At 37.5% G+C, this 26,797-nt stretch carries 23 protein-coding genes and 1 pseudogene; 9 read left to right on the top strand and 15 right to left on the bottom strand.

Annotation, left to right across the window (positions count from 1 at the left end; all coding sequences use genetic code 11):
• Positions 1–1,911, bottom strand: a complete 1,911-nt coding sequence (locus tag ACN222_RS02845) for an acetate--CoA ligase family protein (protein ID WP_010994749.1) — start codon at positions 1,909–1,911, stop codon at positions 1–3.
• Between the two features lie 375 nt (positions 1,912–2,286).
• Here ACN222_RS02845 and ACN222_RS02840 point away from each other — a divergent pair, with 375 nt between their 5' ends.
• Together ACN222_RS02840 and ACN222_RS02835 are read left to right on the top strand one after the other, a co-directional pair.
• A complete protein-coding gene (locus tag ACN222_RS02840; RefSeq protein ID WP_044520673.1) occupies positions 2,287–2,490 on the top strand; it encodes a hypothetical protein in 204 nt (67 codons plus the stop codon).
• A gap of 349 nt (positions 2,491–2,839) precedes the next feature.
• Entirely contained in the window at positions 2,840–3,706 is an 867-nt protein-coding gene (locus ACN222_RS02835; RefSeq protein ID WP_044520672.1) for a cyanophycinase, read from the top strand.
• Between the two features lie 105 nt (positions 3,707–3,811).
• On the opposite strand, the gene ACN222_RS02830 is transcribed toward ACN222_RS02835, so the two are convergent.
• The gene (locus ACN222_RS02830; RefSeq protein ID WP_010994746.1) at positions 3,812–4,390 is read right to left on the bottom strand and encodes a thioredoxin family protein; all 579 of its coding nucleotides are present in this window, start codon (positions 4,388–4,390) and stop codon (positions 3,812–3,814) included.
• Positions 4,391–4,550: 160 nt separating this feature from the next.
• Between ACN222_RS02830 and ACN222_RS02825 the strand changes: the two genes are divergently transcribed.
• A complete protein-coding gene (locus ACN222_RS02825; protein ID WP_010994745.1) occupies positions 4,551–4,955 on the top strand; it encodes an NIL domain-containing protein in 405 nt (134 codons plus the stop codon).
• Here the strand turns inward: ACN222_RS02825 and ACN222_RS02820 are convergent.
• Entirely contained in the window at positions 4,952–6,019 is a 1,068-nt protein-coding gene (locus ACN222_RS02820; protein WP_096637235.1) for a DUF3616 domain-containing protein, read from the bottom strand. The two genes, ACN222_RS02825 and ACN222_RS02820, sit on opposite strands and share 4 nt — an antisense overlap.
• 364 nt (positions 6,020–6,383) lie before the next feature.
• Here ACN222_RS02820 and ACN222_RS02815 point away from each other — a divergent pair, with 364 nt between their 5' ends.
• Positions 6,384–7,376 (top strand): CHAD domain-containing protein, encoded by a 993-nt coding sequence (locus ACN222_RS02815; RefSeq protein ID WP_010994743.1) that lies wholly within the window; start codon positions 6,384–6,386, stop codon positions 7,374–7,376.
• Between the two features lie 25 nt (positions 7,377–7,401).
• Here the strand turns inward: ACN222_RS02815 and ACN222_RS02810 are convergent, their stop codons facing one another.
• The gene (locus ACN222_RS02810; RefSeq protein ID WP_010994742.1) at positions 7,402–8,040 is read right to left on the bottom strand and encodes a hypothetical protein; all 639 of its coding nucleotides are present in this window, start codon (positions 8,038–8,040) and stop codon (positions 7,402–7,404) included.
• Positions 8,041–8,622: 582 nt separating this feature from the next.
• Here ACN222_RS02810 and ACN222_RS02805 point away from each other — a divergent pair.
• Entirely contained in the window at positions 8,623–9,063 is a 441-nt protein-coding gene (locus tag ACN222_RS02805) for a hypothetical protein (protein ID WP_010994741.1), read from the top strand.
• 194 nt (positions 9,064–9,257) lie between these two features.
• On the opposite strand, the gene ACN222_RS02800 is transcribed toward ACN222_RS02805, so the two are convergent.
• Positions 9,258–10,451 carry a murein transglycosylase A gene (locus ACN222_RS02800; protein ID WP_010994740.1) on the bottom strand — a complete coding sequence of 398 codons (1,194 nt, stop codon included), beginning with the start codon at positions 10,449–10,451 and terminating at the stop codon, positions 9,258–9,260.
• 362 nt (positions 10,452–10,813) lie between these two features.
• On the opposite strand from ACN222_RS02800, the gene ACN222_RS02795 reads away from it, so the two are divergent.
• The 3 genes and pseudogenes from ACN222_RS02795 (at position 10,814) to ACN222_RS02785 (ending at position 14,393) form a co-directional block, all read left to right on the top strand.
• A complete protein-coding gene (locus tag ACN222_RS02795; RefSeq protein ID WP_044520670.1) occupies positions 10,814–11,350 on the top strand; it encodes a type IV pilin-like G/H family protein in 537 nt (178 codons plus the stop codon).
• 161 nt (positions 11,351–11,511) lie between these two features.
• The gene (locus ACN222_RS02790; RefSeq protein ID WP_010994738.1) at positions 11,512–13,731 is read left to right on the top strand and encodes a hypothetical protein; all 2,220 of its coding nucleotides are present in this window, start codon (positions 11,512–11,514) and stop codon (positions 13,729–13,731) included.
• 326 nt (positions 13,732–14,057) lie between these two features.
• Positions 14,058–14,393 (top strand): annotated as a pseudogene (locus tag ACN222_RS02785) (XisI protein).
• Here the strand turns inward: ACN222_RS02785 and ACN222_RS02780 are convergent.
• The 8 genes from ACN222_RS02780 to ACN222_RS02745 form a co-directional block, all read right to left on the bottom strand.
• The gene (locus ACN222_RS02780) at positions 14,390–14,968 is read right to left on the bottom strand and encodes a Uma2 family endonuclease (RefSeq protein WP_010994735.1); all 579 of its coding nucleotides are present in this window, start codon (positions 14,966–14,968) and stop codon (positions 14,390–14,392) included. The pseudogene ACN222_RS02785 and the gene ACN222_RS02780 sit on opposite strands and share 4 nt — an antisense overlap.
• Before the next feature lie 236 nt (positions 14,969–15,204).
• Entirely contained in the window at positions 15,205–18,246 is a 3,042-nt protein-coding gene (locus tag ACN222_RS02775; protein ID WP_010994734.1) for a glycosyltransferase, read from the bottom strand.
• A gap of 55 nt (positions 18,247–18,301) precedes the next feature.
• On the bottom strand, positions 18,302–20,092 hold the full coding sequence (locus tag ACN222_RS02770; protein ID WP_010994733.1) for a glycosyltransferase: 1,791 nt from the start codon (positions 20,090–20,092) through the stop codon (positions 18,302–18,304).
• A 12-nt stretch (positions 20,093–20,104) separates the two neighbouring features.
• Positions 20,105–21,325, bottom strand: coding sequence for a DegT/DnrJ/EryC1/StrS family aminotransferase (locus ACN222_RS02765; RefSeq protein ID WP_010994732.1), 1,221 nt, complete (start codon positions 21,323–21,325; stop codon positions 20,105–20,107).
• A 296-nt stretch (positions 21,326–21,621) separates the two neighbouring features.
• Positions 21,622–22,176, bottom strand: a complete 555-nt coding sequence (locus ACN222_RS02760; protein WP_010994731.1) for an acyltransferase — start codon at positions 22,174–22,176, stop codon at positions 21,622–21,624.
• An 81-nt stretch (positions 22,177–22,257) separates the two neighbouring features.
• Positions 22,258–22,650, bottom strand: coding sequence for a tetratricopeptide repeat protein (locus ACN222_RS02755; protein WP_010994730.1), 393 nt, complete (start codon positions 22,648–22,650; stop codon positions 22,258–22,260).
• Between the two features lie 256 nt (positions 22,651–22,906).
• A protein-coding gene (locus tag ACN222_RS02750; RefSeq protein ID WP_419756885.1) for an IS630-like element IS895 family transposase occupies positions 22,907–24,018 on the bottom strand; the annotation gives its coding sequence in 2 pieces (ribosomal slippage) (positions 22,907–23,514 and positions 23,514–24,018; 1,113 coding nt in all).
• A gap of 112 nt (positions 24,019–24,130) precedes the next feature.
• Complete coding sequence (locus tag ACN222_RS02745) at positions 24,131–24,406, bottom strand: hypothetical protein (protein WP_126987834.1); 276 nt, start codon at positions 24,404–24,406, stop codon at positions 24,131–24,133.
• A 145-nt stretch (positions 24,407–24,551) separates the two neighbouring features.
• Here ACN222_RS02745 and ACN222_RS02740 point away from each other — a divergent pair, with 145 nt between their 5' ends.
• On the top strand, positions 24,552–24,770 hold the full coding sequence (locus tag ACN222_RS02740) for a DUF4327 family protein (protein ID WP_010994726.1): 219 nt from the start codon (positions 24,552–24,554) through the stop codon (positions 24,768–24,770).
• Between the two features lie 84 nt (positions 24,771–24,854).
• Here the strand turns inward: ACN222_RS02740 and ACN222_RS02735 are convergent, their stop codons facing one another.
• Both ACN222_RS02735 and ACN222_RS02730 read right to left on the bottom strand, forming a co-directional pair.
• Positions 24,855–25,256, bottom strand: a complete 402-nt coding sequence (locus tag ACN222_RS02735; RefSeq protein ID WP_010994725.1) for a four helix bundle protein — start codon at positions 25,254–25,256, stop codon at positions 24,855–24,857.
• A 183-nt stretch (positions 25,257–25,439) separates the two neighbouring features.
• Positions 25,440–26,723, bottom strand: coding sequence for an FHA domain-containing serine/threonine-protein kinase (locus ACN222_RS02730; RefSeq protein ID WP_010994724.1), 1,284 nt, complete (start codon positions 26,721–26,723; stop codon positions 25,440–25,442).
• Positions 26,724–26,797: the final 74 nt, after the last annotated feature.

Raw genomic sequence — 26,797 nt, 5'->3', positions numbered from 1 at the left:
TTATAGGATGGTGCCAATTTCTTTGAGATAAACCCGTGTGAATGGTTCATCTTCACCTAATGTGTAGTCTTCTATTAGGCCTTTGCGCCGAATGGAAACATCTTTTTCTTTTTTAATGACGATGGTAGAACCATCGAACACATCCCGCGCCAACATCATTTCTGTTTCGCTGGGATTATCTAAAACTACCAAATTACTCCCTTGATAAAACATTCCGTCTTCTTCTAGGGTATCTTCTGGATATTCGGCAATTAATAAATCGAGCTTGGGATTACGTAGCAAACTTTGGATGTTGCTATTGTAATCGTCACGCAGTACCTTTTGCGATCGGTTGACAAAAACGGCATCACGACAAACAGCCCCTATTGTCCATTCTGGATGTTGCAACAAAATGTGGTCTATTGTGGTTTGCAATTCCTCCACAGAGATTTTATTAAAGGTCATAATCGGGATTCTGGCATCTAAACCAGACTCAAAAAATGTTTCTAAAATGTGGGAAGGTACGTCAACACTTTCACCTACTGCTGGGTTAAGGTGCATCATTACACCTGGTGCAGCGTTGATTTCGATGATGGCAAAGTTACCAACTTTCCAAGACTCAGAAAGGTCTTCAGCTATGACATCAATTCCCAGACAAGTCAAACGGAAATATTGAGCAATATCTTGCGCCAAGATAATGTTGTCATCATGGATAGCATGAGTAGCATTGATGCTCATCCCTCCGGCTGAAAGATTAGCAACTTTCCGTAAGTGAACAGTTTCACCTTTGTCAAGTACTGTTTTTAATGACAAGCGCTGTTCTTCTAGATAGTGTTCCATTGCGTCATCAACGATAATCTTACTCATCGGTGAAGTTGGAGTGTCTAAACGCACTGCTTTGCGGTTTTCTTTCTGAATTAATTCCCAAATTGTTGAGTCACCATCACCAACTACCGATGCGGGATGACGTTCTGTGGCGGCGACAAATCGACCATTAACACATAGCAAGCGAAAATCTTTGCCTTTGATGCTTTTTTCAACAATTATGCGTGCGGGTTCATTTTCAGGAATCGCTTCTAATGCTCTATCATAAGCAACTTCAAGTTCGTCTACATCTTTGACATCTGCGGTGACACCAATTCCTTTGTGACCTACCACTGGCTTAACTGCTACTGGATAGCCGATGTCTTTGGCTACTTGTCGAGCTTCTTTTGGCGAATAGACGATTTCACCTTGTGGTACTGGAAAACCCAAAGTGTGGAGAAAGGCTTTGCAGTCATCTTTACGAGTGGTGAAATCAGAATCAATATGGCTGTCGCAATTAAAGGTTGTGGCTACACCCCGGATATGTTTTTTTCCCCAGCCGTATTGCATTAATCCTTCGTCCCACAGATAAAAGGTGGGAATACCTTTTTCGTAGGCTGTTCGCAATAAGGCGTAAACTGTGGGGCCTCCGTATACAGATTGGCGAAACCGATTTTGCAAGGTGACAAGCTGGTCATCCCAGAAAAAGTCATCATCTTGGTTAATGGCTTCAAACCAGTCCCATACTAGGTAAACAACTGATCTGATTGTGCGTTCGTGCAGTGATTGAACAGCAATTTTTGTATATTTGCTGTACGGTTTTACACTCCAGCGATGGAAGTGTAAATTCATGTCTAGTTTACCCACTTCTGACACAGTTTGGGCAAATAAATGGGCATAGGATTCGTAGTTTTGCTCCCGTAGATGGGGATAGCGATCGCCTACTCTAGTAATATAATCTTCAATAGGCAAAAGCTTTCTATCTTCCACCACAGCAAAATCAAAGACTAGCGCCCCTGTATCTAGATAGGGATTTGAACCAACATAATACAGACAGTTGAAGAGATCAAATACATCTGTCTTTCTGGCATTAATGCGGACTAAATCGGTGCTTGTTTCCTGAACCATTGATGCTAAACCTCTGGCTAAACACCTAATAAATGTAACGTTTAATTTCCAGTAAGGAGTCTTAACAATTTAAGATTATCTTACATAAAAATCTTGAATAATTTAAAGCTACAGTTGCTCTGGCTGAATTTAACTCTACTTATAAGCATTTACAACTATCCCAAGGCATATTTAAATTAAGACTTATCTCAGTATATAGCCGTTCTATGTGATTTATAAATAGTAGAGTTAAGTAATGAGTAATGGGTGATTAGCTATTGGCTGACCAAGCATGAAAAAATACCTATTACTCATAAAAAATATAACTTTTGAAGGGTGTAATATCATCGAAAAATTTGTAAAAAGGAAGGGATGGTTACGCGAGACAATCAAGATATGAATAGCACACAAGCTGATCTAAGGGACGAAGTTAGACAACTTGCAGAGGAAGCTTTTCACCTAAAACTGATTTCTGGACATGGAGACGGGCCAGATATTGAAGAGTATCAAATTGTCTATCAAGGTAAACCCAGACATTTGCCATTAGAACAAGCAAGGCTGTTTCTAGCAAACTTACTCTACAGGAATCGTATTCACTAAAAGTCTTTAATTAAATAAGCACTTTGTGCAAATTTTAAATCATTGTTGACAGAGTTTTAACCCAATAAAAAACTTTAGTAAAATCTCATTACTAAACAACTATTCAGATATACAACATCCCCAAGTTCTATAATGAGTTGGGGATGTTGCATATTTAGCTTCTCACTTAGATTTAAATTCTTACATAATAGGAAATATTATCCATTAATAATGATGATTTTAGTAATAGTTCCTAAGAGATAATTAAGTTATTTTTTAAAGTACTTTAATCAGTCTTATGGGCGATTTTATACATACGAATGTCATGCTTTATTGATATTACATAAATAAATCTATGGTAGGAGATATTATGGCTGCAAGTGAAGACAAACGGCAGTTGGTAATTATTGGTGGTGCAGAAGATAAAGATGGTGATTCGCAAATATTGCGGGAATTTGTGCGGCGTTCTGGTGGTACAAAAGCCTACATTGTAATTATGACGGCAGCGACAGAACTACCCAGAGATGTGGGAGAGAATTATATTAGAGTGTTTGAACGTTTGGGTGCGGAAAATGTTCGCATAATTGATACAGAAACCCGTGAAGATGCGTCTTCATCAACTGCACTGGAAGCGATCGCCAAAGCGACTGGTATATTTTTTACTGGGGGAGACCAAGCCAGGATTACCAGCATCATCAAAGACACCGAAATTGATGCAGCAATTCACAAACGCTTCTCTGAAGGTATCGTTGTTGGTGGCACAAGTGCCGGTGCGGCAGTCATGCCAGATAAAATGATTGTGGAAGGTGACTCAGAAACCAATCCTCGTTTAGAGATTGTAGAAATGGGGCCAGGTTTAGGTTTTCTCCCTGGGGTAGTCATTGACCAGCATTTTTCTGAACGCGGACGCTTGGGACGCTTAATTACAGCTTTGATTAGAGAACCAGCCGTACTAGGATTTGGGATTGATGAGAATACTGCTATGGTCGTGACTGACAGCCAAATTGAAATCATTGGCCAAGGTTCAGTCACAATTGTGGATGAATCAGAGTCTACATACAACAATATGGATAAAATCCTCAGGGATGAAGCTTTAGCAATTTGTGGCGCAAAACTACACATTTTGCCACATGGCTACAAATTTGATCTGAAAACTCGCCAGCCTATTTTAACTAATGGTGCTGCGGTGGATGCTTCTGTACCAGTTGGTTCTGCAATTATTTCTGCGGCTGTTTAACTAGCCATCATCAGCTACGCCCATTAAGACAGATTAAATAGGGGTTAGGGAAGAATCAATTCCAGATCAAAGCATCTCTTTCCCCTATACCTTACTCCCCGTATCCTAATTCACCACTTGACTACCATGACTGCGAGGATCGTCTTGACTACCGATAGGTGCAACTGGTGTAGAGACTTGAGAAACTTGTCCACTAGTTTGAGCATGGGGTAAAGCGGAACCAGTCACCAAGGCTTCTAAATTACTTGCCATAATTGTATGGGGTTGATCGCCGATCGCCTGGGCTAGACTTTCCCCAGTTTTGTTTAAAAATACAAAGTGAGGAATACCGTCTACCCGATATTTCAGCATTTCCGGCAACCACTTGGTATTATCTACATTGAGCATGACAAAATTCATCTTGTCAGCATACTGTTGTTCAAATTCGGCAATATCTGGAGCCATTTTTTGACAGACAGTACACCAGTTAGCGTAAAATTCCACCATTGAAGGCTTACCGTTGCTGATAGCCACTTCTAAAGGAGTGGAAGCTGCATATAATTTATCCAGAGATACAGCAGCCGTTTCTGTCCGCAGTCCTAAGACTAAGGCAACAGTAAGAGCGATCGCTACAATTGCAACTAAAAAGTTTCTCAACCTCTCTCCCGCAGTAGTTTCCGGCTTAATTGGTGAATCAGTACTCATAACACAATTTATTAAATCTTATTAAGTAATCTCATTTTTAGTGTAACTGACTGTTGACTGTTGATTATGGACTGATGATGATGTTCCCCCTACAGCCTTACCCCCTTACACCCCTAATTTCTTACGCTAGAACAGAACAAGAAAAGACTCTGCTAAATCTGTGAAAAAACGAGTTACCCTGACTTTCCCTAAACGTGCTATACAAATGCCTGTGACTTATGTGCTGGCGAAAGAGTTCAATGTGGCTGCGAATATCATCCGCGCTCAAGTTGCGCCTAATCAAATTGGCAAACTGGTAGTAGAACTATCGGGGGATATTGATCAGTTAGATGCAGCTATTGAATGGATGCGATCGCGCCATATTAATGTTTCCCTAACTCTAGGGGAAATTGTCGTTGATGAAGATGTATGTGTCCACTGTGGTTTATGCACTGGGGTTTGTCCTACAGAAGCCCTGACCTTGCACCCAGAAACATATAAACTAACATTCACGCGATCGCGCTGCATTGTCTGTGAGCAGTGTATTCCTACTTGTCCTGTACAAGCAATATCTACGAATCTTTAACCTAGTGGGAACACATCAGCGATAACGCTATCATTACCCACCAGTCTACTCTTGGCTGGAGAGTCATACACTACCAATATGGAAGGTACACCGGATACATCCTCAAATAATGTTATACCTTCAGCATGATCATTGCGATCGCCATAGGGAATTTCTTGGACTAATTCTGGTCTGTTGAGAATATTTTCTTGTAAATTTACACCATTTTCTATTCGATAAACTTGTACAGGCCCATCTAAATCCATCGTTGGCCCAGCTAAAATTAACAAGTCTTTTCCAGCCAGACATAAATCACGAATTCCTAAGCCATTCAACCAAACAAAATGTTTTTTGTACGTCTTTCCACCTTTTCCAGACTCCCATAGTCTCATCAAACCTGGCTGGGAATCTTGTAGCTCAATTTCCAAAATAATCGCCCAACCTCGCAACACAGGGCCACGTAAACCCAAGAAAATTTTGTTTTCGTACACAGCTAAACCTTCAACATCAAAGCCATTATCTTTACCAGGTATTGCAGCTTTGACAAAGAAACCTAAGTGCGGATCATCAGCCAAAGCTGACATCAAAACATTTCCTTGCTTGATTAACTCTAATTTTGCAGCAACTAACTGCTTATTTGCATCTTGCGGATCAGGGCAAGACTGCAATAATTTACCATTTACAAGGGGAATTCTTCCTAAGATGTAGCGATTATCTTCCGATGTAACTTTGGCTAATCGAGAAATATTTTTTTCATCCGTATTGTCTGATTTAATATTTTTACGCTTATAGCTATGAGAACCTGTAAACCACAGGTAATTATCAGCATAAGCTAATCCTTCAATATCAATTTCTTCATCTTCTGGTGCTGGTAAATCAATAAATTCAGCTACCCGAAATTGTTTGTGATCACTAAATTTATTGCCATCAACCAAATATAAACGCTCAATGGTGGCAGTTTCATCCGACCCCAGCCATAAATGCTTTTCTTGAGTAAGTAATATAGCTGAAATATCTTCCCTGTGTTGCTGAAAAGTTTTATCAAATGTCAGACTGATTTGTTGAAGCAGATGGAAGTTTACCATGTCGCCTAGCCTCCCAGGTTAAGGATAAGTTAATAAGTTATTTTCCGGACTGATTCCATACACAGCAAGAAACAAGTTCCAAAATATTTTCCCTATTTTGCTTGGATTCCAGTCAATATGCAGTGTAATTTTATCCATCCGGCAATTCATGGATTTTATACACAAACTATGTAAAAACCCCTCTTTCTTAACTCTGAATCTTTAATATCTCTACCTTTACATCTATAAGGAAGCACAATAATACTCACAAAGAAATAACTTTCTTAAAAAGACATATCAAAGGTTAGATATAAATTTTTCACAAATCCTATCATTTGCTATCATTCAATAATCTGTTTAAATAAGTAAAGAATTACTATCAGCGATGACATTAGCTACAGAAACAACAGTCAAAACTCTAGGAAATTACGCTTACGAAGCTATCCAAAAACATTTTAAGAAAACCTTGAAGTGGGAAAAAGCTGTTAAGAAAGATGAAGATCCAGAAGCATTACACCAAATGCGAGTAGGCATGAGACGCTTACGTACAGCTATTAGTAGATTTGACATAGCATTAAATTTATCAAAGCCCGCCAGTGATAAAAATATTGGTAAAATTGCCCGTAAGCTGGGTAATCTCAGAGACTTAGACGTATTAAAACAAACCTTAGAAACCCTTTATCAACCACATTTACCAGAAAAAGAGCAAAAAACTTTGCAAAAAGCTTTTGATGCTTTAACTAAACAACGAGTAAGTGTACTTGATAAAACCCAAGAAACATTGAAAGATGAGTCTTATAAGTCCTTAAAACATTCATTAGAGGAATGGTTAGAAAAACCTAGTTATCAACCATTAGCCTCTCTACCAATAAAGCAAGTATTACCAGATTTATTGTTACCTGAAGTAAGCAGTTTCTTGCTGCATCCTGGGTTGTTAGTAGGAACCGATATTGTAGATTGTGAAGTTAAAATTATCACTGATTGGCCAGCCGACAAGATAGAACAACAACTGACCACAAAAGGCGAAACAATTCATAGCTTAAGAAAACAAGCCAAACGCCTGCGCTATCAAATGGAATTATTTACTGAGTTATATGGTGATTCTTATGCCGCCTACATTACAAAGGTCAAAAGTATCCAAGATATTTTAGGTAACATTCAAGACAGTGTAGTCATGGGTGAGTGGCTGGTAGATGTATTCAAGTCAGATATCCACAATCAATTACCAACACTTGCTAATCTACTAGCAGAAAATCGCTACCAGTGGTGGCAACAGTGGCAACCTTTACAAGAGCAGTACCTCAAAGCCGAAAATAGGCATAACTTTCATTTAACAATACTCCACCCTAGTGATGAGTCAATAGTCATTAGTCAATAGTTGACTTTCCCTCTGGCTCCTGACACTAGCGTGAAGAGAAAGTGATAGGAGCTTCCAGGGATAAAACATAAATACTACTCTGGGGAATTTGGACAACACGGGTGTTTTCTGCGGAACGTAAACCCGAAAGCAAACCCATAGCACCACCTAACATTGTGCCTCGATCAAATTGCTCAGGATTACCGTTGCTTAAGAAACCCAGGGTGCTGCCCCCAATCTTACTCCAAATAGATGCACTCTCCACTGCTACGTCATTAGCTCCTTTATGGGTAATCGTAGTACCAGGTATTGTTTGACTGGATGCTTTGATTGCAACAATGCGCCCATTGATTACTAAAGACTGTGCCACAATTCTGGCACCGCCCTCTGTTGGTTTGAGAACTATGGTTACAGGCGTATTTTCCGCCGCTATAGTATTACCTTGAGCATCTTTAATGGCACTTGCCAAAGATACAGTCAGAGGATAATCCTTTTTTTGCCCTACATCTACTGTAATGGGTGCGGGAAAAGAAACGACAATTGCTGTATCTTGTGGAATACTAACTTCTAGAGTAGCTGCCTCTGTTTGTGTTGGCTGGGTAGGAAGTTGTGCTGCAACAGGTAATGTTAGTGAACCTAAAAAAGAAAGAGAACAGGCTAGGCTCATTAATATTTGCGTTCTCATGGTTTTGTTTCCCTTGGATGTGAGTTATTGGGTTCGATTCCCTTCACTCAGTTCATAGGTAGACGATTTTGGCTTTATGCAGCCTGTTGTCTGCCAAAAACCGCGAATTGATTGACTTGTCTACAAAAATCCTTTGCAACGCAAATTCATTAACAGGTGGAAATTCACTGAAAATAATCTGTGAGTTTTCCTGAAAAGTTTAACTGCTGAAACATTTATTAATAATCCAGATTTGAGTGAGCCAAATTGATGATGGTTCACTATTCACCCATTTCTAGTATTTATCATCTAGAAAATGCAGTTAAATGCTTGCAAAATTCTTTGATGAAACTCATGATTTTTTGACTTTTGTCACCTGCTCCGTTTTGAGCGATTTCAAAAAGAGTCATAATAGTTTCTGTGATCCTTATCTGATGACACCTGATTAAAGATTATTGGCTAAAATAGGGGGTAATACCCCTCTTTGCAAAACACCAGTAATGTGTTCATAAATTCGAGCATTAACTAGTAGAAATGCGTTAATTGCTAATGCGAATTTGTTGCGTGCTTGTTGTCTAAGCAGTTATACCAAAGGAGGTTCAGATGAGTCGTCTTCTTTATGAAAATTCAGTTTCATATCAAGGATATCTCATCATTCCATTTGTTTTTGGCAAAGCAGATAGGTATGAAATCTATTCCTATAAACTTTTGTCAGAAATTGGGCAAAAGAGTAAGCTGCATAAAGCAGAAAATCCAGCAAAAATATATGGCAATAGCATTAGTAATATCATCGAGATAGCTAAAGAGCATATTGACCAAAACGCCGATTTTGTTAGTCAAAAAGATAGTTTTCAATCTCGCTATATCTACCGCAACAATTTGATTATTGTCTTTCATGAGAATGATCGATACTTTTATGACCATTACCCACCAGACTTATTGAATAATATTGCTGCACCCAAATTATTCAAATCTGAGTATGAATGCCTCAGTTGGATTAAGCAGGGGTTAGATGGCAGATATATGCGGCAACAAGCAAGGTAAAGCTAGTAATTCGTCATAGGACTTACGCACCCAGGTTGTCTGTTGAGATCGGGTGTAAGGGTATAGGGGTTTAAGGGTTTCAAACATTTATACCCTTTCCTATACCCTTGTTCAAACCCTTAATCTTTCGTTTTCATTGGTAAGTCCTACGTAATTAAACACTTAATTACGAATTAGGAATTACAAATTAGAAATTACTTTAGTAGTAGGTAATATATAGAGCCAGTAGTAACGGTAATACCAGCGCGATCGCCTGCTAAGTCACCATAGCCAAGGAAATAATCTACTCTGCCTGGGCCTTTAATGGCGCTACCTGTATCTTGATCAAGGACAAAACGGCTGACTCTGCGGTTAATCAACTGGTTACGTTGACCAGGATAAGGAAATGTCGCGTTAATTACAGCCAATGCTCCTGGTGGCATGAGAGATTTATCTGTGGCAATGGAACGTTCTGGTACAAGAGGTACGCTGATACTGCCTGTAGCTGGTTCACCTTTAGTTTCCTTGAAGAAAATAAAGCGTTCCCAACGTGGTAAATAATTACTCATAGACTGGGGATTTTTGCGGAAATAGCGAATAATTCCCGGCATATTTAATTCTTCTTTAGATAATTTACCGTCTTGAAACAGCAGTCGCCCTACAGCTGTCCAAGGGTAATCTGTTCCGCCTGCAAAACCCACACTGGTTTGAGTTCCATCAGTTAAGTTGAGTTTAGCAGAACCTTGGATATGGATCATGTACGCTTGAAAGCGATCGCGCAACCAAAACATTTCTAAACCCCGTAGCTGGCTTTTTTCTCCCAACAAACCGTCTACCCCTTCTAAATCAGCTCTTTTAGGATGGGGTTTAGTCCATTGCTCAAAATCCGGTGGTACTCGATAAATTGGATACTTATATTGTGCCGTGCGTACACGACTGGCTTGATAAATTGGCGCGTAGTAGGCTGTAAACTTCACTCTACCCTGTCCATCATCACCAACAGACTTGTAAAAAGCGAACTCCCTCCGCACAGCCGCTTGTAATTGTGCTGGAGATTTAGCAGTAGCCACCAACTGACGAAAACGGCGCAAACTCCGACGCACTCTGTCGCGGGTAATTTCTTTAATTGGGTAATTATCGTAAGCTGTAACTGCTTTTGGGGTTTCTAAATAACGCAAACTGTTATCTATTGAGTTTAATAGACCTTGGCGATCGCTTTTTAAACCCCCATGTCCTGAAAAAAGTTGCTCATCCCAACCCAAGCAAGCACGCACTGGTGTGCAGTTAGTACCAATCTCAACAAGTTTTAAAGGTGGTGCTGTGGGTGGTACCTGACTCACAGCAAGTTGCAGTGGGTTAAAAAAGGTGATTCCTAAACTCAGGGAAAACAAAGCCAGCGTTTTTCTCATGTTCGTATCTCTATATATTCAGACTTTAGGACATTAACCCACGGCTTAAGTTTCCGCTAGTAATATACTGTAGCGATCGTAGGGTACATGGCGTTGAATCAACACAAGAGTATTTCCGCCTGTGTTACGTCATTTATCGTTACAAATTTAGAGCAGCCTTGAATTAAAGCATTAAGTATAAATCAGGGGATAAGCCCTATTTCTCTATCCACTATCTTAGGTTTGCTGGTGAATATACGTAAATAGTAATTCTGTAAGAAAGTTTTTTTACTAGGGTGATAGATCACAAATTACAACTGGGTAAGTTTGTTGTAGAACGGAGCGAGTCGCATTCTACTAACCCCAAACTTCAGGAGAAACCCATGCTTAAGCCAGAATTGCAAGCTAAATTCCTCAGCCACCTCAGCAACCGTAAGAACAGAGAAGAAGAAGGTTTTACCTTAATTGAATTGCTAGTTGTAGTAATTATCATCGGTGTACTTGCTGCGATCGCGTTACCTTCGCTACTTGGTCAGGTCAACAAAGCCAAACAATCAGAAGCGAGAAACTACGTAGGTACAGCTAACCGCTCTCAACAAGCTTTCTTCTTGGAATATCAAAGATTCGCTACTGACCTTTCTGAATTGCAAGTAGGGATTAGAACACCATCTGAGAACTACAGCTACGATATTCAGGTTAACGGTAGTGCGCCTAATGCTGCTCAATTTAGAGGAGTAGCTATTAAACCAGCGCTGAAATCTTACTATGGGTTAGTAGGTACACAACTCGGAAGTAGTGCCACTTCTGAGGCACTCACAGTAGCAATAGCTTGTGAGTCAGCAGCACCTTCTCAGGGCGTAGATGCCATTACTACATTTAGTACTGGATGTGCTACTACTTACGTCTCTTTATCTAGATAGAAGAATAAAAGAGTTTTCCTGTTGGCTTTTTCAGCAGCGTCACATAAAAGATTTGTTTGATTGGGTAGTGTTTTTATACATTACCCAATTTTTGCAATTTGCTCACTGTGATATTGCTTATCTGATAGAAATTCCACCATTTTCTAAAATTCATTATCGCTATGCTCTCTTTAACTACTCCCAACGAATGGCATCATCGTGCTGAAAAATGTTTCCTCGCAAATAACTATTACCAGGCGGCTAATCTCTATGAAGAAGCAATCTCCATAGAACCTGAAATTAAATCCTACTATTGGTATTTGGGCTTAATGCTGTTGTTGCAAGGACAAGATGTAGAAGCCCAAACCACTTGGTTTATGGCCATGATGGAAGGTGAAACAGAAGAAATTGAAGTTTGGAATAGTGAATTAGTCAACATTCTACAAACAGAAGCTGAACGTCGAGAAGAACTAGAGGAATATTCAATTGCTGAAAAAATTCGCCAAAGTATTAAAGAATTTTCTCCTCAAGATATTCACAACTTATTACATTTATTACAACTAGCTATCAAGTTAGAGATATACACAGGTGAAAATTTACAGGAATTAGGGATAATTAAACTTCTCCAATCTGAACCCATAGTAGATGTCAATTTAGAATTTTTACTAGAAACTCTCAAGCTTGTTTTATATTATGCACCTACACACCCATCAACCCTGGAGTTTGTTGAAATCTGTTTGCCATATTGTAAAGATAATAACCAAGCTTTATTAGTTACTCTATTACCAACAGCTTTAGAGCTTGGTTATTCTCAAAGACAATTTGATATAGCAATAAATTTATGTGAACTTTATTTAAAAATTAGCCCTAAAAATACAGAAGTCATGGGTCATCTGTCTAGCCTTTATCAAAATGCTGGTCAATATAAAAAAGGTATAGAAACTGCTGAATTATTCTTTTCTTTAGTACACGATTTAGTTGACAAAGTTTTTGCCAATCGCCAAATTCTGAGGGGATTAATTACCGCAGGGGGATATTGGGAAGAATCTTGCTCTGTCAATGATAAACAAGAATTATTAATAAAATCTCTCATAGAAGATAATCCTACAAATCTTAATGCTGCTAGAATATCTAGATTATTTAATGCTAATTATTTTGCTTTTTATATTGAAGATAATCCCAGTAAAAATAGAAAAATCCAAAATCAATTGTTACAAATTTGTCAAAACAATATATCTCATTTGGATAGAGAAATAATAGAAAAATACTCTCATGGTCATCTGGTAAGAAAAAAACAAAAGCAAATTAATAAAAAACTCACAATAGGATACGTATCACATTGTATGAGGAGTCATTCTGTAGGCTGGTTAGCAAGATGGTTAGTGCAACATCATGACCGAGATAAATTTCAACTTAATGCTTATTTTTTAAATACTAATCCAGCCTTAGATGCTTTACATGAATGGTATCTTATCAAAGTTGACAAAACTTACAAATCAAATGAGTATTTACAAATTGCTGAAGAAATCTACAATGATGAAATCGATATCTTAATCGATTTGGATAGTATTACTTTAGATACTACCTGCGACATCATAGCCTTAAAACCAGCACCGATTCAAATTACTTGGTTGGGTTGGGATGCTTCAGGAAGTCCATCAATTGATTATTTTATTGCTGACCCCTACGTTTTACCAGAATCAGCCCAGGAATACTACACTGAAAGAATTTGGCGTTTACCTCAAACCTATATAGGTGTAGATGGTTTTGAAGTTGGTGTTCCTACAGTTCGTCGTGATCAATTAGATATTCCTGATGATGCAGTAGTTTATTTCTGTGGACAGAGAGGCTTTAAGCGACATCCAGATATAACTAGACTTCAATTGCAAATTATTAAAGAAGTCCCTAATAGCTATTTTCTCATTAAAGGCATATCTGACGAAGAATCTATCAAAAACTTTTTTGAAGAATTAGCAGAAGAAGAAGGTGTAGATTACTCAAGATTACGTTTTCTTCCAATAGTGGCGACCGAATCAGTTCACCGCGCTAATTTAGGCATTGCCGATATAGTGTTAGATACCTATCCCTATAATGGCGCTACTACTACCTTAGAAACATTGTGGATGTGTATCCCTATGGTGACGAAAGTAGGTGAACAATTTGCAGCACGTAACAGCTACACCATGATGATGAATGCTGGAATCACAGAAGGTATTGCTTGGACTGATGAAGAATATGTAGAGTGGGGTGTGCGTTTAGGTAAAGATGAAGCCTTAAGACAACAAATAGCGTGGAAGTTGAAACAATCAAGAAAAACATCACCGCTATGGAATGGTAAGCAATTCACCCGTGAAATGGAGAAAGCTTACACCCAAATGTGGGAAATATACATGAGTTCGTAGTGAGGACTTTAGTCCTCCCAGTCTAAGGGCTAAAGCCCTTACTACAAATTTTTTCAACCAAGTATTAACTTTATTTTTAAAAATAAAGTTAATGTGAGTTCGACGACTGGAAAAAACCCCTCTCCAAACCTCTCCCCTGCAAGGAGAGAGGCTTCAGAATCTGAATTTTTCGTTGAGCGTTAAAGATATTTAAGCCCCTCTCCGCGTCGGAGAGGGGTTGGGGAGAGGTCATAGAATTCATGTTAAAGTTAATACTTTTTTATATGGTATTATTTCCCCATCAACTATCCGATAAATGACCAAGCATCGTAATATAAAAATAAGACATGGAAAAATTAGCTAAATATCGCAAAATTATACAACAAATATTACAAGATTATAGCCAACAAAAACCTGATAATGGGAATATAGAAGTTGAAAGTATTTTTGATATGGAACGTGATCATTACTAAATAGTTCATGTGGGTTGGGAAGGGCAGGATTGGATACATAGTTGTATCATCCATATTGATATTAAAAATGGAAAAATTTGGCTTCAATGGAATGGTACAGAGGATGATATTGCAGCAGATTTAGTGACTATGGGAGTCCCAAAAGAAGATATTGTGTTAGGTTTTCAGTCTCCTTTTATGAGGAAATTTACAGAATATGCAGTTGGTTAAGTCCAGATAATCTGCAAGTCTAAAGTAAAACCAATTAATATGTCTTCTCCAGATAAACTAGTGGGAGAGTCTAATACTTCTTTTGGTTGTCCTTGACGATAAATTTCTACACGACGGGTTTTTCTATCTATTAACCAGCCTAGCTTAACTCCCGCATTCATATATTCTTCCATTTTGGCTTGGGTTTGATTCAAGCTATCAGATGGAGACATTAGCTCTAAAACAAAATCGGGAGTAATGGGAGGAAATTTTTCCCGTTGTGCTAATGAAAGCTCATTCCATCGGCTGATTTCTATCCAAGAAACATCGGGTGAGCGCTCTGCACCATTGGGTAGTCTAAAACAGGTCGAGGAGTCGAAAACTTCACCTAGTTTTGTTTGCTCATTCCACAAAACAAATCTTGTTGTAAGTTTAGCGTTATATCTTCCAGTCTCTCCCCCTGTGGGTGGCATAATGATTAATTGTCCGTTGACATTGCGCTCAAATTTTATATCGGGATTATCCCGACAAAGCTGATAAAATTGGTCTTCGCTGAGTCTAACTACATTGTTCAAGTTAATAGTAATAGCAGTCACGGCGATATTTTAAGATATGGGTATAGTCTTGAGATATAGAACTTCTAGCCTTAATCTTAGTTTATCAGTACAGACATTGAAATAATGAACTTTGTTTTGGATTGTTCTGTAGCATTTTAACGATTTTCAGAGCAAAAATATTCAAGTGAGTAAGGTGCGTCAGTATGGATACTTGTATAAGTATTGCTAGATAGTTTCACACTGACGCACCCTACTAACTCAGTCCACTACAAACCTTACTCAGACAAGCAAAAAGGCTCTTTCTCTTGCGCTTGGCTTAAACCTTCTAAGTTGCAAGTTAGTAAAGTATCTGCTTTCGTTTGTATTACTACATCTTGATTTTCATGTTCTAAAACAATTCGTGCATGAATACGAGGTAATAAAGCCTTCCACTGAATATCACTCAAACTTTCTACTAAAGAAATTTCCAATCCCTCACTCACATCTAAATCCTCTTGCATCAGCAGATTCATTGCCACAGCCGATAACAACATTTCCACATCATCAATACCAATATTATCGATATTGATTAATAATATAATTTTTTCACTGTCAGGATGAGTTGCAACAGTTTTAATTACCTGTTCCAGTTCTGAACTAATCAACTCTTCTGATTCTGACCAATCAGGAAAAATAATTAAGTTGATATCTTTTAAGCATAAATTCTGACTGAGAGTATCTGCAATATAATCACTAAAAAGTTCTTGAAATAAACTTCCCATTTTAGCTGAATAAGAGCGACTATCCAAAAAACTAGGATTACTTTGCATTTTTTCCTTGATTTCGGCGCTTTTTTGTTGTCTTAATGCAGAATTATTACCTAATGCAACAGCTAATTCAATGTAAGAGTCTTCACTATCAGCAACTAAATCAGGAATATTCAATGTTTGTATAATTGCTGCTCCCATTGCAGAACGGAAGCAGCTTCCTTGTCTAGCAATGACGGGTAAATTAACCTGTAGTGGTTCTATTAATGAAGTTGTCCCTGCAAATGGATAGGAATCTAAATAGACATCGGCAATTTTATAATATTCCTTCATGTCCTCACGGTCTGGAACTGGTTGAGGATCTAAAACTCTTAAGCGTTCAGTCCCTAACCCATGCCTAGAAAATATTGAATTCAGGTGATTGATAAATTCTGCTTTTGGATAATTACTTGACCAATTTGGACCAAATGGTAAAAGCACTAAAACTGAATTTGGTACTATAGAAATAATTTTCGCCCAAGTATCCATTAGTTCTGGGACTGTTTTAAAATAATTAGCACCAGAGATGAAAACAACCGCATTTCCGGGAATTCCTAAACTATTTCTTTCAACCGGAGTTGTTAATTTACCTTCCTCAGTGCCATAACTAAAACAGTGAGCAGTTCCTTCTAATTTAATTAGTTTTTCTTGATATTGCTCTTGTGCCGTGGGTGAAGGATCAGTTAATGTACCAGAAATATAGTAATCCATATTTCTCATTCCAGTTGTTGCCACGGAAGCGCCACTAGTTATTTGTATTCTTGCTAATCTATGGATTGCTAACTGGCAGATTTGGCTGGTTACTACAGTTACGTTAGTAGCAACGAATAATATATCCAAATCATCAGTACGAATAGCATTTACCTGATCTGATAAACCTTTTGGTAGAACTTTAAATAAGTTCGCAGAAATTCGGCAATATTGTTCTAATCTATGACTCGTTTCTGTGAGGGAATACAATATCACCTCAAAATCTCGACTGAGGTATTCATAAACGGGAAGGTATGCAAATGTTTCTGCTGAGGGTGTGAAATGTGCAGATAGAATACCAAGTCTGATTTTTTTTCTATTTCTATCTCTATCTTGAAATTCATAATCAATTTTATGTCCGTTTATTTTCAAACATTGTTCTATTATATCGGCACGTTTGACATATACATCTTTCAAATTGATTTCATTAAAATAAATATGGATAAAATTAGCAATCTGAGTAAAATAATTAGTAGCTTTATAAGACGAATAAGAATCTAATTCTTGGAAAATATATTTATGTAATAAATAAACACTTTTTTCTATATATTGATAGTATTCAACTGTATTTCCTAACAGTTTAAAATAATCTTGAACCGGAAATAGGAACTGAATATAGTCATACAATAACCATTCAGGTATTTGTGAAAAGTCAGACAGTAAAAGAACTCGATTAAAATCACCTAACATCATAGCCGCTAGTAAATTCTGAATAGATTTGCAGTTGGTGAATTCTTGAGAAATAACTATATCTTTAACGAGAATGCTATCTTTACTAGCGAAATTTTTATCATTAATACTATTCGCAAGGAGTACTTTATGTGTTTTTCCCAACAAACCTGCATATATTTCAGCTAATTTTTCATCTGGAATATTAAGCCATTGTTGTGCTATTTGGTTTCGTAATCGGTTTAATTCAGTATGGTCATTGCTCAAAATAGCATATCTAACAGCAGCCATTTGTCTGGTTATATCAGGATAACGGCTGTCATCAGCAATATACTGAAAAAGTTTTTGATAATCTAATAAAATAGCATCTTTTAAATCTATATTCCGGCGAGTCTGTTGTTGGGGATGTATACGAAAGTGTGATAAAACTTGATCAATAAACCCGATTTTGTATTGGCTCATAATTCTGAGCCACATTTCTAAATCTACTAGTTGACAAAGTTCATTATTAAATAATCCTACTTTATCAAATACTTCTTTTCTGATTAAAACAGTACTTGGTTCACCAATTTTGTTAATAGGATTATCAAATATATTGGTGTCTTGTAAAAGCTTGCTCCCTGATTGAATTGTTTCTAAAATTGACCAATATTTATGTACGTCTTTGGCCTCATGATGTTCTAAATATCTTGGACTATAGTTAGCATCTTTAGAGTCAGAAAATAATTGACGAGGTGAGAATACTAAACCTATTTCCTCGTCTTCTTCCGCCAATGCAACCATTTTTTTAATAGCATCAGGCTCTAAAATATCATCTTGGAATAGAAATTTAATGTATTTACCTTGAGCTTGAGAAATACAGAAATTCCAATTATTCGCCAACCCATATCTTTCATGAGCTATAACATTAACTTTTAAGTTTTCTTTTGCATGGAAAAAATTTATCTTATCTATTGTTGCATCGGTTGAGTTATCATCAGAAATAATAACTTCTATATTATTATATATCTGAGATTTAATGCTTTTCATCGCCATATCAATGAAGGATTCACCATTGTATGTCGGAATGCAAATACTAACTAATGGCTCATCATTAGCAATTCTTGTTTTCATCGTGCTTTTTAGTTATTGTATATTTAGCTAAGTTTTCGATAGCCTATTTATAGAATCATTTCAGTGCCTGTGATTCACATATTAGTATTGAATCAACTCTGGTCTCACGATTTCTTAAATCTGGTGTATTACTCTTACCCCATGCAAAGTTTTGAACATTTATATATCCGGATTCGGTTAATCTGCGGTGTAACTCTTCTGTATCATAGAGCCACTGATGACCCCACCAACGCATAGCAATATTTAACATCTCAGCACGAGTTTTGATAAACTGGTACTCTGGATAATTTAGCCACTCTTGATTGCGCCAATCATCAGACATATATTTTTGCACAACATATTCTAAGGATGGCATCGCTATGCGTAAAATTCCCTCAGGCTTTAGGATACGATGGCATTCCTTCAAAAAAAATAATCCTTCCTCCAGAGTTAAGTGTTCTAGAAAATGCTCATTATATATTAAGTCACAAGAGTTATCATTGAATGGTAGTTTTTGTCTAGCATCGCAGACTAAATCTACTGTCTTATAATTTTGCTCTATGTCTATATTTATCCACCCATGAAACCTGACATTTCCACAGCCAATATTTAGTTTATAAGGTTTTGCAGATTCAATAAATGTTAAATCAAATTCAATCAGTTGTTCTACTGTAAGGCATGGAATAATTGCTGTCCCAGAAGCAAGAATTGCATCTAAATTCTCTGATGGTAAGACAATCCTAGCCTTCAGAAAAGATAAAAGAGTTTGCCATTGTATTTGGTCTAGCTCACCAATCAAAAATACGTTAATTTTGTGACTTTCCTCTAATTCCTCTTCTAGCATCAAATTCATTAAAGTGCTAGATATATATATATCAGCATCCTCTTCGCTAATATCAGTAGTGTCTATGAATAAAGCAATTTTATTATTTTCAGGATGTGTTAAGAATAGTTTAATAGCATAATATAAACTTTGATATAATAATTCTTCTGGCTGATTCCAGTCAGGAAACGCTATAAAGTTTATATCTTTTATTTGTAAATAATTTGGTAAACTTGTATTTAATACAGGCGTAACTTCTTGACTTTCAGGAACCAAGTATAATAACTGTTCTGAATAGAATTGAACTGCTCTGTCTATAATTTCTGCATACCGCACATTTACATTAGATTTTATAGTATCTAACATTCTAATCGTTTCTTTTAGTTGCCAATCTCTACTTTTACTTGACCAAACTCCTTGTACATGAATTCTATAAGCTGACATTACTTCATCAATGTACCCAATTTTTCCATATTGTGCGTTAAGAATATGGAAAATCCAATCTCCCATACCTTGTTCATAAAACCAAGTAGGTATACTTTCTACCAATCCATTACGATACATTACAGAGGGTGTAGAAATAAAGTTGCGTATTAATAAATCTTCTATGTAAGATACGGTAGGTTGATTATGAAGAAATATATAAGGTTGATATTGATTATCCTCATGAAAAACCATAACATTATGGAAACATATTGTAAAATCTGGATTTTCATCTAAAAATTCTACTTGTTTTTGTAGTTTATCGTCCGCAATCCAGTAGTCATCTCCTTCTAAAATTGCTATGTATTCACCGCGACAGGCTTGCAATGTATTGACAAAATTTCTGTGCATACCTAAGTTTTTTTCAGGTAGCAACAACCGGATTTTATCCGAGTATTGTTTTTGATAGTCAAGTAAAATTTGGCGTGTATTATCTGTAGAGCTATCTTCTCCTATAACGATTTCATACTCAAACTTAACTTTTTGCATTAATACGCTTTCTATTGCTTGTGCTATAAAATGACTATGATTATATGTGATAATTAAAATACTAACTTTCATGATTGTTTCCTTTTAAATAACGTTTGATATTTGTTGTAAATTTCTTAATTTATCTTGTAAAAAATTGTTGTTTTCTACAACTAGTTTTATGATTTCTACAATTTTAGTAATATCTTCAAGACTGACCGATGTTCCCGTAGGTAAAGACATTATTCTTTTAGTAAGATTTTCTGTTTCTGGTAACAATAATTTAGAATATGGAAAATAAGAACGATATGGCTCCATGTTATGACAACCAGGATAAAAATATCTTCGTGCCATCACATTTTCGGCTTGTAGTATTTCTAATAATTTATCCCTACTAATGCCCATCAATACCTCATCAATCTCCAAAATAATATATTGGTAATTAGATTTTTCAACCTCGTCATAATTAATCAATTTAATACCGGGAATATCTTTTAATGCCCTCTCATAATACTTATAATTACGACAATTAATAAAAATAAATTCATCTAAATTATCGAGTCCTGTTAAACCCATTGCTGCCGAAACTTCATTCATTTTGCCATTGGTACCGATATATATAACTCGGTCATAACCAGCAAACCCAAAGTTAGTCATTAAGCGAATTTTCTCTGCCAATTCATCACTATTTGTAACGATCGCTCCTCCTTCAAATGTGTTTAAAAATTTAGTAGCATGAAAGCTAAAAACTTCAGCATCACCAAAGCTACCTATCATACGCCCTTGATGTGAACAGCCAAAAGCATGAGCAGCATCAAACATTAATTTCAAATTATGAGTATCAGCAATTTCACTTAAAGCCTCTACATTACAAGGGCGACCCCACAAATGAACGCCGATAATACCAGTAGTGCGAGGGGTTATGCTTTGAACTATTTTGTTGGGATCTATATTATGAGTATGGGGGTCAATATCACAGAAAACAGGTATGATTTCTTGCCATTTGAGAGCGTGTGCAGTAGCAATAAATGTGAAAGAAGGAATAATTACTTCACCAGTGAAACCTACAGCACGAATGGCTATTTCTAAGGCTACTGTTGCATTACACGTAGCGATACAGTGTTTTACTCCAACAAATTCAGCAATTTGTCGCTCAAATTCCTGTACATAAATACCATTGTTGGTTAGCCATTTTCTATCCAAAATATCATTGATGCGTGATAATAAATTTTCACGGTTGCCAATGTTCGGACGACCAACGTGTAATTTATCAACAAATGTTGGCGTTCCACCAAATATAGCTAAATCATTCAATTTTTTTTTCATTTGAGATAATGTTTTGATTTTGTATATAAGTAAAAATGAATTACACACAACTAACGAATAAATTCACCACAAAGAACACAAACAAAACGAAGAAAAGAAAGCTTGAAAAATATTTTGCGTAAATCCTTGTAAATTTATAATATATCTGGAATTCTAAACTGGAAAAGAAGTTTAAAAGACTAGAGAGGTAAGAATGGAAGATACTTATTCGTTTTTTCAGATATTAAAAAAATACGTGAACATCAATCAGTATCAGCATACTTAAAAATATTCCGCGAAAATTATATCCAATTTAATTAACAGTAAATCTCCTTGGATGGGTTATTTTCTAATAAAAAGTTATTGTAATTTTTAAGCACACCTGACTTATCTCTGTCACCTATTTTGCGATTTCCTAGATATATTCCCCAAGGAGCTAAGTCTTTAGTAACAACTGAACCTGCTCCAATCGTAGCGCCTTCACCTACATTCACACCTGGTAAAATTACGCTATTTGCTCCAATTATGCAGAACTTACCTATATGTACTGGCTTTCTTTTTGTATTTCTATATTTTTCCCTAATAGTTGAATTTCCAAAACCCCACTCTTTAAAGTCATCTGTGCCTGTTAAAATTCTTGATCCTGAAGATAAGGCTGTGAAATCTTCCATAACCAATCTTTCACCTCCTGTGATTGAAGCAAAAGATGCAATATGTACATAGTTACCTATTTTTATAGGCTTTTTAGCATAAATAAAAACAAAATCATCAATTATGATGTTATTGCCAAATTCAATATTTTCTAATCCCAATATTTTGGTATATTCAAAAGTTGTCACACCTGAGATACCATATTTATCATCATTTCCCATATCTTTACACCTTTAATTTGAATAATTAAGCTAGATATCATTATGATGATTCAACATAGATAGTTACTACTTAGCAATTACTTACTGAACATTTTTCTTCTTCATATCTGCCAACACAGTTTTATAATCTTGTCGAGCAGGATGCTGCTGTACTAACTTCTCCATCAGCGCGATCGCTCCCTTTTTATCCTTCAAACGTAACCGGATGATAGACAACTTCTCCAATGCTGTTTGATTATTTGGTTCTCGCTGTAAAACTAATTCATAACCCTTGGCTTCTTCTTGCAATGAAGACTCAGCAGATACAGTTGGAGTTACTGGCTGCGGATTTTGGGTCGCCCGTTGAATAGCTGGAACAATTGCAAAAACTGACGAACCAACGAAACCCACAAAAGAAATTATCGTTAAAATCCTTTTTTTCCTTGCAATCTGCTTTTGACGAGTAGTTATGTAGTCTTCACCTGAACTAGCCATGTTTGCATCCGGACTGTGGTAAATACTTAGTTACAGTAATCTCCTAAATAAGAGATTACCCATTACCTCACAGAAACTAACATCTCAACTAAAAATTTTTTATGCTTGAATTCGGATTAAAGTAAAGATATGTTAACCCCGTAGTAGCATTCTCAATCAAGAACGATTTGCTACCTTTTATCTAATGCACATGAAGAAGAAATGATAATACTTAAGTATATTCTCAGTAAAATACTGAATATTTAGTATAGGAATCCTATTTGATTTTTGAATAAGTTCCGTACATCTGTAGAGTGTCAAAATCAAAGGTAGTGTGTCTAATAAACCACTCAAATATCCACTTTAAATGTGAAAATGAAGGAATTAAAGCACAAAAACGTCTAACCCATGTTTTGGCTTGTAACCAAATATCCTCTATCGGATTTTGTACTGGGCAATTAGGGGCAAAACGGACACAGTGTATTTTCCATTGCTCGGTTGGTAAGCTTTGATTAACAGAGTCCAAGAAACCTCTAATTTCCTTGGAACGGTGGTAGCTAGCCCCATCCCAAAAAATTAGTAATCGCTGGTCGGGAGAGTTAGCTAGTAAGTATTCTAGGTAGTTGATAGTATTTTTTGAGTTTCCAGCATCATAAGCTTTGAGAACTAATTCTCCAAGGAGATAGTCAACTGCCCCATAGTATGTCTGCTTATCTCGCTCGTTGACAACTGGGACTGCGATTTCTTGGTCACTTTTTCCCCATACATAACCACTTAAATCTCCCCACATTAAATGACACTCATCAATTAACAATACTCTTAACTTTCCTGTTTCGATTTCTTCTCGGTTATTTGCCAGCAATGTTTCAATCTCTTTTTTTTTTCTGCAACAGCATTCTCATCGGCTTTCGGATTTACCTTTGTGGTTTTCTTCCAACTGATTCCTGCTTCGGAGAACAAGTCGTAGTAGCTTTGCTTTGACTCATAAACTACGTCATACTCAAAAGCTGGTTGATACTCTAGTTCCCCAAGCTCCCAACAATCTTTTGTTTGTAGCCAGCTCAACACCTCTTGGAGTTGTTTAGCATTCAGATAGCTCTTTCTCCCTTTGTAGTTTAGTCGCAGTCCGTCAATTCCAGTTTCTTCATAGGCTTGCTTCCAGCCTGTGATTGACCCTCGCGATACGTCTAAAATTTTTTGGATTTCATCATACAAGTAACCTTGATAAACTAGCTTGACTGCCAATGCTTTCCTTACTTCACGCGCATCTGGACACATATCTATAAAATCTTGTAATTCAGCAATCGCATTCAGTGCAGTTTCCTCTTTTAAATATTGCTGCGATACTTCCCCCGCAAGTGTAGTAGCTTGTAAATGCTGACTTTTCATTGTTTACTATTAGACTTTTATCCCTCTCCGTATTATCTCTTGGTCTTGTTCACAAATCAAATAGGATTCCTATATTATATACAACTATCATTTTACGTAAAAGCAAATATATCTAAAAATATGGGCTTGGTGCTAGCGTTATCCTAACAAAGCGATCGCCACCCACAACCAACAGCCTAAAAGTTCTGGTATGGTGGTTGAAATGATTTCCATTAGCGATCGCCATATAGTCTTTTTGATAAATGCACAGATTATAATGGGTACAGAAAATACAGTTTTTACCTTTTTGTAGTGTTTCAGCAATCTTTAACTGGTCTTTACCTATGTCTGCTGGATGAAATCTCAGTACGTTGGTGTAATTACCGTACAAACCCGAATCATGCCACAACTTAATAGAGTTTGTTATGGTATAGTAAGAAAGTTAAGACTAGCTTTGCCAATTACAACACTCTACGGATTGGTGACAATTGCAAAATGGAAAGCAGTTTTGATTAAGTATTTACCCAACAAAATTTTTAACTGAATCGAGAGTTATGACTCAGCAAGTACTTCACCCAATGGTGAAATTGCAGCGTAACGTGCAATCACTCGTTGAATCGAATATTATCAAGCCGACTGATAGCATTTGGAAGATTGCGCTGCTTTATGGTAATGACTGGCAGCACTGGAAACAGGAGCTGCTAGATTTTGGATTTACGATGCAAGACCCAATTGGCGATTTACTCGCAGTTGAATCTTGGGATGAAGATTAGGGATTGGGGATTGGGGACTGGGGACTGGGAAAATTTCTACTTGTGTTTAGTTAGTGATTTCTATTTGCTCCTCAGTTTTTATACTCAATCCCTGAACCTAGTTCCGAATTCTTCTTTGCCTTGTTGCTGGGAACGCATGAAGCGACAGTAACCGTTAAGACTTTTTTCGATTTGGTCTTTTAGTTGAGTTACCCAGTTTAGTTGGTCTGTGTTGCAATAACCTAAGCTTTCAGCAATAACGAAGGCGCTTTTAGTCTCAGCTAATGAGCCACGAGCAATATACATAAAGCGCAATCTATCTAGATAGTGATAGCGCCCGTAGCCTTCCGCTATGTTTAGCAAGATACTAGATGCTGCTCTACGTAACTGATCGCTCAAATTGTAACGCTCACAATCCGGCAAGCTATCTGCAAGTCTATAAGCAGCTTTCAGTAACCTAAGACTATCTTGATAGAAGTCTAAAGACTCAAAACCCCTATCCCCCATATCATCCCAATCAAAAGTCCTTCAATCAATTTTACGAAGGACTTTTACTAAATGCCCAATCCCTAATCCCCAATCCCTAATCCCCAATCCCTAATCCCCAATCCCTAATCCCCAATCCCCAATCCCTAATCCCCAATCCCCAATCCCTAATCCCCAATCCCCAATCCCCAGTCCCCAATCCCCTCACTTACAAGCCGCCAAAGCCGCAGCTAATTCCTTGGCAGACTGAAAGCGATCGCGCGGCAAAGGTTCAGTGGTACGCTCAATCACATCTCTTAACTTAGGGGTGATAGTGGGAATTTTACTCACATCAAAGCGGAAACCGCGTCCTTTTTGGCGATAAAACTTGAAAGGATTTTCCCCTGTGAGGAGAAAGATGATTGTGGGGCCTATGGCATATAAATCAGATTGGGTTAAAGGCTGTCCCCGTTCTTGTTCTGGGGCGCAGTAACCCTCTGCACCGATGCGTGTGCCTGGAGTAGTACCAATTTCCTTAACTGCGCCAAAATCTAGCACCGCTATTTGATTATTCGCTGTCCTTACCATCAGGTTCGCCGGTTTAATGTCGCGGTGGATGAGTGGCTGTTCTTGCCTATGGAGATAATCTAGAATATCGCAAGTTTGGATCATCCAGGCGATCGCCAGGCTAGGTATAACTGGCCCCGTGGCATAGATGCGTTTTTCCAAATCTTGCCCATGCACTAATTCCATCGCCAAGTACTTTTTGCCACCTTCTACAAAAAAATCATAATACCTGGGGATACCCGGATGGTCTAGGGATTTGAGAGTATAGGCTTCCCTCTCAAATAGTTCTTGGGCTTTAGCAATCCTCGCCATATCGGCATTCATTTGCTTCAACACCAACAGTTTTGGATGTCCAACAATCACCCCAGCCGCATCCCAAGCTAAATAGGTAGTTCCCATTCCTCCCTGTCCCAAAGTTCGTAACACTTGGTAATGGCGAATGGTTTGGATTACCGAAAGTGGTTGTCCACAGTGGATACAAAATAAGTTCTGGGGAGAATTACCTTCGTGGGTGCAAGTCAAACTACCAGGATTGTTAGACAATTCTGGAGAGCTTTTTTCTGCCAAACTGCCCCTTCCAGACAAAGGACTATCGCTTCCAGAAATTGATTGCCACTCTGGTGGTATTATCCCCTGAACTTGGAATTGCAGAATCGGCCCCCCTTGGGCAAGTTGCAGGAGGGCATTATTGGGTAGCGCATCTTGAATTACCAAAACGCCATTTAAGAAAGTTCCATTTGTCCCCTTACTAACCACCTGCCACGAACCACCACCACCGGAACTAACTTGCCGAATTTCCAGATGATGGCGAGAAACCAAATTGTCGGACAAAATCACATGATTATCCGCCGCGCGACCGATGCGAATCACGGAGGAGTTTTCAAAGCACCACTGCTTGAGTGGTGTTTTTTGTTGCGGTTCTAGCAGTGTCAAAGTAACCACAATACGACCTGTGTAAGAGATGGGGATTGGGGAAGGTGGGGCTCCCTCTGGGGATAAGGGGTAATGGGGATTAG

The sequence above is a fragment of the Anabaena sp. FACHB-595 genome, from assembly GCF_048568275.1.
Classification (GTDB): domain Bacteria; phylum Cyanobacteriota; class Cyanobacteriia; order Cyanobacteriales; family Nostocaceae; genus Trichormus.
This window is presented reverse-complemented; position numbering and strand designations above follow the sequence as displayed.